1 protein-coding gene is annotated in these 1,457 nt (G+C 73.8%); it reads left to right on the top strand.

The window, feature by feature from the left end; genetic code table 11:
* A partial coding sequence (locus tag ACZ3IC_RS34175) for a polyketide synthase dehydratase domain-containing protein (protein ID WP_467422624.1) occupies positions 1-1,457 on the top strand: 1,457 nt, incomplete at both ends.

Raw genomic sequence — 1,457 nt, 5'->3', positions numbered from 1 at the left:
GGCGTGACCCGCTACTTGGAGCTCGGCCCCGACGGCATCCTCACCGCACTCACCCGCCAGTGCCTCGACGACGAGGACGGGACCGTCCTCGCCCCGACCCTCCGCGCCCGCCAGCCCGAGGCGCACGTGTTCGCCGCCTTCCTCGGCCACGCCCACACCGCCGGTATCCCCGTCGACTGGAACACGTACTACGCCAACACCGGCGCCCAGCACACCGGCCTGCCCACGTACGCCTTCCAGCGCGACCGGTTCCGCCTCGTGCTCAGCTCCAATGCCGGAGACCTGACGGCCGCCGGGCTCGGGCAAATGGATCACCCCGTGCTCGCCGCCTGCGCGCAGGTCGGTGACCGGGACGAGTGGCTGTTCACGGGCCGCATCTCCAGCGAAACGCAGCCCTGGCTCGCGGATCACGTGATCAACGGTGAGTCGCTCGTTCCGGGTGCCTCCCTCCTTGAACTGGTCCTCGCCGCAGGCCGCGAGGCGGGCACCCCCACCGTCGCGGAGCTGGTGCTTCAGGCGCCGCTGACGCTCCCCGCCGACGCGGCGGGTGTCCAGGTGCAGGTCACGCTCGGCGCTCCCGACGAGGAGGGGCGGCGCGAGACCGCCGTCTACAGCCGTGCGGTGTCCGAGACCCTGTGCCACGCCCGGGGCGTCCTCGCCGTCCCGGCGGGTGCGGGCCCGGACTGGGACGCGGCCGAGTGGCCGCCCGCGGGCACCGAGCCGATCACGGTCACGGATCTCTACGAGAGCCTTGGCGACGCCGGATACGAGTACGGGCCCGCCTTCCAGGGGGTACGGGCCGCCTGGCGCGACGAGCGGTACGTCTACGCCGAGATCGCGCTGGCCGAAGACCCGGCGGACTCGCGCTTCGCGATACACCCGGCTCTTCTCGATGCGGCCCTTCACGGCGGCCTCCCCCAGCACCGATCTGGCATCGCGGCACCCGAAATGCCGTTCACCTGGCACGGATTCGCCGTCCGACCCGGTTCCGCCGCACCCGTCCGGGTCCGGATCGCGACGCAGGGCGAATCCGTCCTGCGGATCGACTTCGCGGACACGGACGGGCAGGCGTGCGCCACCGCGCGCGAGGTCGCGCTCAAGGCGGCCCCGCGCCGCGCGGCGACCGATGCCCTGTACCAGGTGGAGTGGGTCCCGGCCGCGACGTCCCTTGCCGCGGCCGCCCCGACTCGGACCGAGTTCCTCGGCGGCACCTACGCCGACCTGGCCGACCTCGCCGCGGCGGTGACCTCGGGGGCCGATCTGCCCGAGCTGGTCGTGGCCGAGGTCGCGGCGCAGTCCACCGCCCAGGAGACGACCCGCCACGCCCTCGCCCTGCTCCAGCAGTGGCTGGCGGTCGACGCGCTCGCCGGATCCCGCCTGGTCGTGGCCACCCGCCACGGCATCACCACCGCGGACGGCGAAACCCCCGACCTGGCACAGGCCCCGGTCTGGGGACT

Source organism: Streptomyces sp. NPDC002958, assembly GCF_055563255.1.
The sequence above is the reverse complement of the archived record's forward strand: the minus strand, read 5'-3'. Positions and strand labels throughout refer to the sequence as shown.